7 protein-coding genes and 1 pseudogene are annotated in these 8,493 nt (G+C 73.2%); 7 read left to right on the top strand and 1 reads right to left on the bottom strand.

Annotated elements, in window-relative coordinates:
- Positions 1 to 558, top strand: a pseudogene (locus G6038_RS29560) (hypothetical protein); the annotation flags it as partial.
- Here the strand turns inward: G6038_RS29560 and G6038_RS29555 are convergent.
- Entirely contained in the window at positions 463 to 1,698 is a 1,236-nt protein-coding gene (locus G6038_RS29555; protein WP_165042337.1) for a glycosyltransferase family 4 protein, read from the bottom strand. The pseudogene G6038_RS29560 and the gene G6038_RS29555 overlap by 96 nt on opposite strands.
- 155 nt (positions 1,699 to 1,853) lie before the next feature.
- On the opposite strand from G6038_RS29555, the gene G6038_RS29550 reads away from it, so the two are divergent.
- The 6 genes from G6038_RS29550 to G6038_RS29525 all read left to right on the top strand — a co-directional run bounded on the left by G6038_RS29550 (position 1,854) and on the right by G6038_RS29525 (position 8,356).
- Positions 1,854 to 2,609 (top strand): class I SAM-dependent methyltransferase, encoded by a 756-nt coding sequence (locus G6038_RS29550; protein ID WP_165042339.1) that lies wholly within the window; start codon positions 1,854 to 1,856, stop codon positions 2,607 to 2,609.
- Positions 2,609 to 3,493, top strand: a complete 885-nt coding sequence (locus G6038_RS29545; protein ID WP_165042335.1) for an ROK family protein — start codon at positions 2,609 to 2,611, stop codon at positions 3,491 to 3,493. Before G6038_RS29550 ends, G6038_RS29545 begins: the two co-directional genes overlap by 1 nt.
- Before the next feature lie 79 nt (positions 3,494 to 3,572).
- Positions 3,573 to 4,499: a dienelactone hydrolase family protein gene (locus tag G6038_RS29540; protein WP_165042333.1), complete on the top strand. Its 927-nt coding sequence runs from the start codon at positions 3,573 to 3,575 to the stop codon at positions 4,497 to 4,499.
- Positions 4,500 to 4,569: 70 nt separating this feature from the next.
- The gene (locus tag G6038_RS29535) at positions 4,570 to 5,724 is read left to right on the top strand and encodes a phosphotransferase family protein (RefSeq protein ID WP_165042331.1); all 1,155 of its coding nucleotides are present in this window, start codon (positions 4,570 to 4,572) and stop codon (positions 5,722 to 5,724) included.
- Positions 5,721 to 6,896 (top strand): hypothetical protein, encoded by a 1,176-nt coding sequence (locus G6038_RS29530; RefSeq protein WP_165042329.1) that lies wholly within the window; start codon positions 5,721 to 5,723, stop codon positions 6,894 to 6,896. Before G6038_RS29535 ends, G6038_RS29530 begins: the two co-directional genes overlap by 4 nt.
- An 11-nt stretch (positions 6,897 to 6,907) precedes the next feature.
- Positions 6,908 to 8,356, top strand: coding sequence for an aldehyde dehydrogenase (locus tag G6038_RS29525; RefSeq protein WP_165042327.1), 1,449 nt, complete (start codon positions 6,908 to 6,910; stop codon positions 8,354 to 8,356).
- Positions 8,357 to 8,493: the final 137 nt, after the last annotated feature.

Genomic DNA, 8,493 nt, shown 5'->3' with positions numbered 1-8,493 from the left:
GTGCAGTATCCGGAGGCGTGGCAGCGGGTCGCGGCGGCGGTGCCGGCGGGCGACGGCGACGTGGCGGTGTTACCGGCCGGAATGTTCCGTCGATTCGAGTTCAGTGGCGCCGCACCCGTTCTCGATCCGGCACCCCGGATGTTGCGCGCGGACGTGCTGCAGTCCGGGGAGCTGATCGTCGCCGGCGGCACCGTCGCCGGCGAGGGCCGGGGCGCCGCGGAGGTGGAGCGCCTGCTGCTGGCCGGGGCGGCGCCGGCCGACCTCGCGGCCCATGGCGTGGGCTGGGTGCTCGTCGAGCACGGCACGCCCGGGGACCTCGGCGACTCGGCCCGCACGCTCGAGCAGCTCGAGCCGGTGTTCACCGATGCCGCGCTGTCGCTGTACCGGGTGCCGGGGGTTGCCGGGACGCGGTCGGACGACCGGACGGCGGCGATCGCCGCGCACGCGCTGTGGGTGGCGGTGTCAGCAGGCGGGCTCGTGGGCCTGCTGGTCCTGCGACGGTCCGCCCGGCGCCGAGAGCACCACGGCGGCCTGCGCCGGGCGCGGGAACAGTCCTGAGACGCGGCGGCCCGCGGCGGTCGCGGCGAGCACCTCGTGCACCCCGTCGCCGGTCGCGGACCAGGAGAACTCGGCGGCCCGCACCCGGGCCTTGCCGCCGAGGGTGCGACGACGATCCGCGTCGGCGAGCAGGTCGGCGACGGCGTCGGTGAGCTCGTCCGCGGAGTCGACGAGCACGCCGGTGACGCCGTCGATGATCGAGTCGGTCAGTCCCTTCGAGCTGCGGTAGCCGACGGTGGGCACACCGTGCTGCGCGGCCTCGACGACGGCCAGCCCCCAGCCCTCCTTGCGCGACGGCATCACGTGCACCCAGGACCGGGAGAGCAGTTCGTGCTTGCGGTCCTCGGCGACGTGGCCGTGGAAGGTGACGGCGTCGGTGATGCCGAGGTCCGCGGCGGCGGCGCGCAGGTTCCTCTCCCACCAGCCGCCGCCGATCACGTCGAGGTGCAGGCCGGGGACGCGGTCGCGCAGCGCGGCGACGGCGGCGAGGGCGTCCTCGATCTGCTTGTGCGGCACGAGCCGCGACAGCACGCACACGGTGGGGTGCGCGGTGCGGGTGTGCTCGTCGCCGGGCTCGACTCCGGCGGGGACGGCGTCGGCGCCGTTGCGGACGACGGCGATGCGGTCCCGGTCGACGCCGAGGGCCATCAGTTCGTCGGCGGACGGCAACGACACGGTCAGGTACTGGTCGTCGCGGTGCAGGCGCGGCGACAGGGCGGACTCGATCCACCAGCCGAGCCCGGCCATGACGCGGCCGGCGACGGGCCACTGCTCACGGTGGCAGTGGTGCACGAGCACGGTCACGGGCGCGCCGGCGACGAGACGGGCGAAGAACGGGATGCCGTTCTGGGTGTCGATCACCGCGTCCGGCCGGAGGTGGCGCAGCGGACCGAAGCCGAGACGGCCGGCGGCGATCGCGGCGAGGGCGCGCGGGTAGACGGTGAGCCGGCCGCCGCCACGGCTGACGGTGATGCCGTCGATCTCGTCGCGGGCGGGCGCGCCGGGATAGGCGGCGGTGCGGAGGGTGACGCGGATGCCGCGCGCGGCGAGCCGGGCACCGACCTGTTCGAGGTAACGTTCGCTGCCCCCGCCCTGGGGATGCCCGGTGTCGCGCCAGCACAGCAACAGAACCTCGCGCACGTGGCGACCCCCTGTGGTTCGTCGTCGACGGTTGTATCCCGGAACACACTAACGGGTGCGGGGCCGCCCGCGGTGGAGGGTTACCAGCGGGTAGTGCGGTGCGGTGGCCGCTATGGTTGCTCCTCGTGGTTGTTCCGACCCTGCCCGTCCCCCCGGTGGCTCGAACCTTCGCCCGGCGCGCGACCCTGCGCCGGTCCGTCGGGTTGCTCGGCGACTTCCGGCACGAGCAGTCCGCCCCCGAGTTGTTCTACGGGGCGCTCGCGCGCGACACCGTGGAACTGGTCGGTGATCTGTACGCGGGCCTGACCGGCCGGGATCTGAGCGGCACGACCGTCGTCGACGTGGGCGGCGGGCCGGGGTACTTCGCGGACGTGTTCGGGGCGTCGGGCGCCCGCTACGTGCCGGTCGAGCCGGATCCGTCGGAGATGCACGCGGCCGGTCTCGCGGTGGGCGGGTCGATCCGTGGCTCGGGCCTCGCGCTGCCGCTGCGCACGGGATCGGTGGACGTGTGCTTCTCGTCGAACGTCGCCGAGCACGTGGCGCAGCCGTGGGTGATGGCCGACGAGATGCTGCGGGTGACGCGGCCGGGCGGGCTGACGGTGCTGTCGTACACCCTGTGGTGGGGCCCGTTCGGTGGGCACGAGACCGGCCCGTGGCACGCGTTCGGCGGCGAGTACGCGGCCCGGCGCTACGCCCGCCGGCACGGCCGGGAGCCGAAGAACCGGTACGGGGTCTCGTTGTTCGAGGTGGGCTGCAGCGACGGGCTGCGGTGGGCGCGTTCGACGCCGCACGGGGAGCTGCTGGCCGCGTTCCCCCGGTACCACCCGCGCTGGGCGTGGTGGCTGGTGCGGGTCCCCGCGGTGCGGGAGTTCCTGGTCAGCAACCTGGTGCTCGTGCTGCGCAGGCGCTGATGGTCGCGCTCGCCCTCGACGTCGGCGGCACCAAGATGGCGGCCGCCCGCGTCCGCGCCGACGGCACGCTCGACGCACCGCGGACGGTCCCGACGCCCGCGGCCGGCGTGTGGGCGGCATGCGCGGAGCTGCTGCGACGGGTCGCCGCGGGCGCCGAGGTGACGGCCGTGGGGATCGCGAGCGCTGGGCCGGTCGACACCGGTGCCGGCTCGGTGGCGCCGATCAACATCGGCGAGTGGGCGCGCGGCTTCGGCTTGGTCGATGCCGTGCGCGGCCTGTTCCCGCGGTCGCGGGTGCGGCTCGCGGTCGACGGGGCCGCGGCCGCGCTGGCCGAGCACCGGCTCGGGGCGGGCCGCGGTGCCACGGACCTCGTCGGCGTCGTGGTCTCGACCGGCATCGGCGGCGGTCTGGTGCTCGGCGGCCGGATCGCCGGGGGCCGGACGGGCAATGCGGGCCACATCGGGCACATGGTGTCGAGTGTGGGCGCCGACCCGTGCGCGTGCGGGGGTGTCGGATGCGTCGAGACCGTGGCGAGCGGGCCGGCCGCGGTGCGGTGGGCGCGGGAGCACGGCTGGTCCGGTGCCGACGGGGCGGCGCTGGCCCACGACGCGGGCGCGGGCGACCCCGTCGCGGTCGCGGCACTGGGGCGTGCGGGGGCGGCGCTCGGGGAGGTGTTCGCGTCGGCCGCGGCGCTGGTCGACGTGGACCTCGTGGTGGTCGGCGGTGGGTTCGCGCAGGCCGGGGAGCCGATGTGGCGGCCGATGCGCGAGGCCGCGGCCCGGCACGCGCGGCTGCCGTTCCTGGCCGGGCTGGAGATCGTGCCGGCGCGGCTCGCGGCCGTGGGAACCCTGACCGGCGCCGGGATCCTGGCCGTCGGGGACTGAGCTTCGGCGCGAATCGCCCGCACCGCGGCCCCCGTCGGGTCACAATACGAAGATATTGCCCTCGGGGACGGGAGCGGCCATGACGCCTTTCCAGCGCTACATCGCCGAGGAGATCGCGGTGGACCACGCCGACGGTCTGCTCACCCGCCGCGAGGCGCTGCGCCGGCTGGGGCTGCTGGGGCTCGGCCTCACCGCGGCATCCTCGCTGCTGGCCGCCTGCGCGAACGAGAACGGCTCGCCCGCAACGCCTGCCGCGACACCCGGAGCGGCCTCCGATTCCCCGGCCCCGACGCCGCCGGCGCCGCCGCCGGGCAGCGCCGATGCCGTTGCGACGGAGGCGATCACGTTTCCCGGCCCGGACGGGCGGACGCTGCAGGGTGCGTGGGCGCCGGCGGCGGACCCGCGGGGCGCCGTGCTCGTGGTCCACGAGAACAAGGGGCTCAACGACCACATCCGGTCGGTGGCCGGGCGCCTGGCGGGGGCGGGCTACTCGGCACTCGCGATCGATCTGCTCTCCGAGGAGGGTGGAACGGGGTCGTTCACCGACCCGGCGCAGGCCACGGCCGCACTGAGTACCGTTCCACCGCAACGGTTCTCCCAGGACATGCGCTCGGGCATCGACGAGTTGACGCGACGGGTGCCCGACCGGCGCATCGGGGCCGCGGGGTTCTGCTTCGGCGGCGGCATGACGTGGCTGCTGCTCACGACCGGCGACCCGCGCCTCGCGGCGGCCGTCCCGTTCTACGGGCCGCTGCCCGACGGCGCCGACTTCGCCGGGTCGCGCGCCGCCGTCCTCGCGATCTACGCCGAACTCGACCAGCGGGTGAACGCGTCGCGGGACGCGGCGACCGCCGCCCTCGAGCGCGCGGATCTGGCGCACGAGGTGGTCACCTACCCCGGCGCCGACCACGCGTTCTTCAACGACACCGGACCTCGGTACAACGCGGACGCGGCCGCGCAGGCATACGACCGCATGCTCACCTGGTTCGGGACACACCTCGGCTGAACCCTTCCGAAAACTTGTAACGTGTTCTAGTGTTCGAGGTCACAGCTGTGGTGGGCCGGAAGGAGAGCACGTGAGCATCGACCCCGACGCGTCGGCGCCCGGCGCCCAGGACGGCTCCGCCCACGATGCCGAGGTCGCGCGCCCCCGCGACTCCCGCCGGGACCCCGGGCAGGTCCGCGAGAACCTGCGGCGCTGGCTCGCCACCAAGGTCACCGCCCCCGTCGTCGAGAACGTTCACCTCCCCGAGACCACCGGCATGTCCAGCGAGACGCTGCTGTTCGACGCCCGCTGGGACGGCACCGACCATCCGCTCGTCGCCCGCGTCGCCCCCGCCGACACCACCGTGCCCGTCTTCCCCGCCTACGACCTCGAGGGCCAGGCCCGCGTCATGCGCGCCGTCGGCGAGCACTCCACCGTCCCCGTCCCGGCGGTGCACTGGTACGAGCCCGATCCCGCTCCGCTCGGGGCCCCGTTCTTCGTCATGACCCGGGTGGCGGGCCGGGTGCCACCGGATGTCATGCCGTACAACTTCGGCTCCTGGGTCACCGAGGCCGGCGACGCCGAGCGCGCCGCCATGCAGGACGCGTGCGTCGACGTGCTGGCCCGGATCCACGACGTCGCCCCGGTGGCCGCGGGGCTGGGACCGGACGGCACCGTCACCGACGCCGTCCGGGCACACCTGGACCGGCAGCGCGCCTACTACGAGTGGACGACCCGTACCGGTGGTCCCCGCTCACCGCTCGTCGAACGTGCGCTCGCCTGGCTCGACGCCCACTGCCCCGACGACCGCTCGCCCGCGGTCCTGTGCTGGGGCGACGCGCGGATCGGCAACATCCTCTTCGACGGTTTCCGGCCCGTCGCGGTGCTCGACTGGGAGCTGGCCACCCTCGGCGCCCGCGAGATGGACCTGGCCTGGATGACGTTCCTGCACAGGTTCTTCGAGGACATCGCCGCCACGGCCGGGCTGCCCGGCCTGCCGGGCTTCCTGCGCGTCGACGACGTCGCCCGCGCGTACGCGCAGCGCACCGGCCACGTCCCGCGCGACATGCACTTCTACACCGTCCACGCGGCGCTGCAGCACGCGATCATCATGCTGCGCATCCATACTCGCGCGGTGCACTTCGGGCAGGCGCAGCCACCCGAGGATCCCGACGACGCGATCATGCACCGCGCCACCCTCGAAGCCCTGCTCGACGGCACCGACCGGCAGAGGGCGACGCCGTGAACTCCCTCTCCCCCCTGGACGACTACCCCGTCCACCAGACGGCCGAACCGATCCGGCGCGTCGCGACGTCCGACCGCAACTTCTACGACCGGTACTACTTCAACTGCTACCCCGCCGACACCGCCGACGTGTTCCTGATCGTCGGCATGGGCCAGTACCCGAATCTCGGTGTGGCCGACGGTTTCGCGGTGCTGCGCCGCGGCGACGACCACCTCGTCGTGCGGGCGTCGAAGGCGCTGGGAACCGACCGCACCGACACGACCGTCGGCCCGCTGCGGGTGGAGGTGCTCGAGGGGCTGCGGCGGCTGCGGGTGGTGCTCGAGCCCGGCCACCCCGAAACCACCGACCTGTCCTTCGACCTCACGTTCGACGGCGTCGTCCCGGCCACCGAGGAGACCCCGCAGCGGCTGCGCCGGCTCGAGCGCGTCGTCATGGACACGTCCCGGTTCGTGCAGACCGGCCGGTGGTCGGGCACCCTCACCGTCGACGGCCGGACCCGGCAGGTGGACCCGGGCACGTGGCTCGGCAACCGTGACCGCTCGTGGGGGGTGCGGCCCGTCGGTGAACCCGAGCCGCCCGGACGCACGGCCCACGAGGGCACGCCCGGATTCTTCTGGATCTACTCGGTGATGCAGTTCGACGACGACACGATCGTCACGATCGTGCAGGAGGACGACCACGGCCGCCGGCTGGTCGAGGAAGCGATCCGCATCCGGCCCGGCGCCGGACCCGAATGGTTGGGCCGGCCGGAACACCGGCTGGTGTTCGCGCCGGGCACCCGCAACGTCACGGGGGCGACGCTGACGTTCCACCGGCCCGGCTGCGAGACGGTGACCGTCGAATGCGAACTGCTGGTGCCGAACCTGCTCGGTATCGGCACCGGGTACGGACTCGAACAGGACTGGCGGCACGGTATGTGGCAGGGCGAGCTGGTCGTGCAGGCGCTGCGCCGCGACGTCCGCGAGATCGATCCGGCGCTGCTGATGTTCTGTCCCACCGACCACCTCGCACGCTTCCGGATCGCCGGGTCGGACACCGTCGGCACCGGACTGTTCGAGGTCGCCGTGATCGGACCGCACCGGCAGTACGGCTTCACGGGGTTCGCCGACACCTACCCCGCGCGCGACAACGACCGAGCGACATCCGACCCAGTAGGAAACCAGGACCGTTGAGGAAAGAGAACATGACCGACTACGACAAGCTGTTCATCGGCGGCCGCTGGGTCGCCCCGTCGACCGACGAGCGACTCGAGGTGTTCTCGCCGGCCACCGAGGAACGCGTCGGTTCGGTGCCGGTCGCGGGGCCGGCGGACATCGACGCCGCCGTCGCCGCGGCCCGTCGCGCCTTCGACGACGGACCGTGGCCCCGCACCTCACCGTCCGAGCGGGCCCAGGTGCTCGCCAAGGCCGCCAAGCTGCTCGAGGAGCGCAGCGCCGACCTGGCCGCGTCGCTGTCCGCCGAGATGGGGCAGCCGCCCGCCTCCGTGCAGATGATGCAGGTGACGCCGTCCCTGGCCACGATCAACTACTATGCGGGACTTGCCGATTCGTTCCCGTGGACGGAGGAGCGCACCGGTGCCTTCGGACGCTCCCGGGTGACGCGCGAACCCGTCGGCGTGATCGCCGCCGTCATTGCCTGGAACGTGCCGCTGTTCCTGATGATCAACAAGCTCGGCCCGGCCCTGCTCGCCGGCTGTACCGTGGTCCTCAAGCCCGCGCCCGAGTCGCCGCTGACCACCAACGCGGTCGCGGAGATCTTCGCCGAGGCCGGGCTGCCCGAGGGCGTGTTGTCGCTCGTCCCGGGCGGCGCCGACACCGGCGAGTACCTCGTCTCGCACCCCGACATCGACAAGATCACCTTCACCGGCTCGACCGCCGTCGGCAAGCACATCGGCGAGATCGCGGCCCGGAACCTCAAGCGCTGCTCCCTCGAGCTCGGCGGCAAGTCCGCCGCCATCGTCCTCGAGGACGCCGACCTCGACTCGACCGTCGCGATGCTCGTGATGTCGGGCCTGATGAACACCGGGCAGGCCTGCGTCGGCCAGACCCGCATCCTGGCGCCGCGCTCGCGCTACGACGAGGTCGTCGAGAAGATGGTGGCGACCGCGGCGTTCTTCCCCGTCGGCATGCCCGACGATGCGGCGGCGCAACTCGGACCGCTGATCTCCGCGAAGCAGCGCGACCGCGTCGAGGGCTATATCGCCAAGGGCACGGAGGAGGGCGCGCGGCTGGTGCTCGGCGGCGGCCGACCCGCCGGGCTCGACAGGGGCTGGTTCGTCGAGCCGACGATCTTCGCCGACGTCGACAATTCCATGACGATCGCGCGCGAGGAGATCTTCGGTCCCGTGCTGTGCGTGATCCCCTACGACAGCATCGACGAGGCGATAAAGATCGCCAACGACTCCGACTACGGCCTGGCCGGCTCGGTGTACACCACCGACGTCGACAAGGGCCTCGAGGTGGCGTCGCGGGTGCGCACCGGCACCTACGGCATCAACTGGTACGCCTTCGACCCGGGTTCGCCGTTCGGCGGCTACAAGAACTCCGGCATCGGCCGGGAGAACGGCCCCGAGGGCCTCGAGGCGTTCTGCGAGACCAAGTCGGTGCTGTACCCGCCCGGCTACGGCGCCTGAGTTCGTAGGTGGCCGAATGTCACTGTGAGTATGAAGTGGTCCGGTTGATACTGGACAGGTCTGGTGCGGTGGGGGTCTGACCCTGAATGTCACTGACGTCGCGAGACTGTCCTGGCGATGATGTGTCGACCCCCGCC

The organism is Rhodococcus sp. 14C212 (genome assembly GCF_011058195.1).
GTDB lineage: Bacteria > Actinomycetota > Actinomycetes > Mycobacteriales > Mycobacteriaceae > Rhodococcus > Rhodococcus aetherivorans.
Note: the sequence above shows the minus strand (reverse complement) of the source record. Positions and strands in the feature narration are given on the sequence as shown.

What these genes read in the sequence shown, in the direction of transcription:
- G6038_RS29545 (WP_165042335.1), top strand. Translation starts at nt 2,609, where the DNA reads ATGGTCGCGCTCGCCCTCGACGTCGGCGGCACCAAGATGGCGGCCGCC.
- G6038_RS29540 (WP_165042333.1), top strand. Translation starts at nt 3,573, where the DNA reads ATGACGCCTTTCCAGCGCTACATCGCCGAGGAGATCGCGGTGGACCAC.
- G6038_RS29525 (WP_165042327.1), top strand. Translation starts at nt 6,908, where the DNA reads ATGACCGACTACGACAAGCTGTTCATCGGCGGCCGCTGGGTCGCCCCG.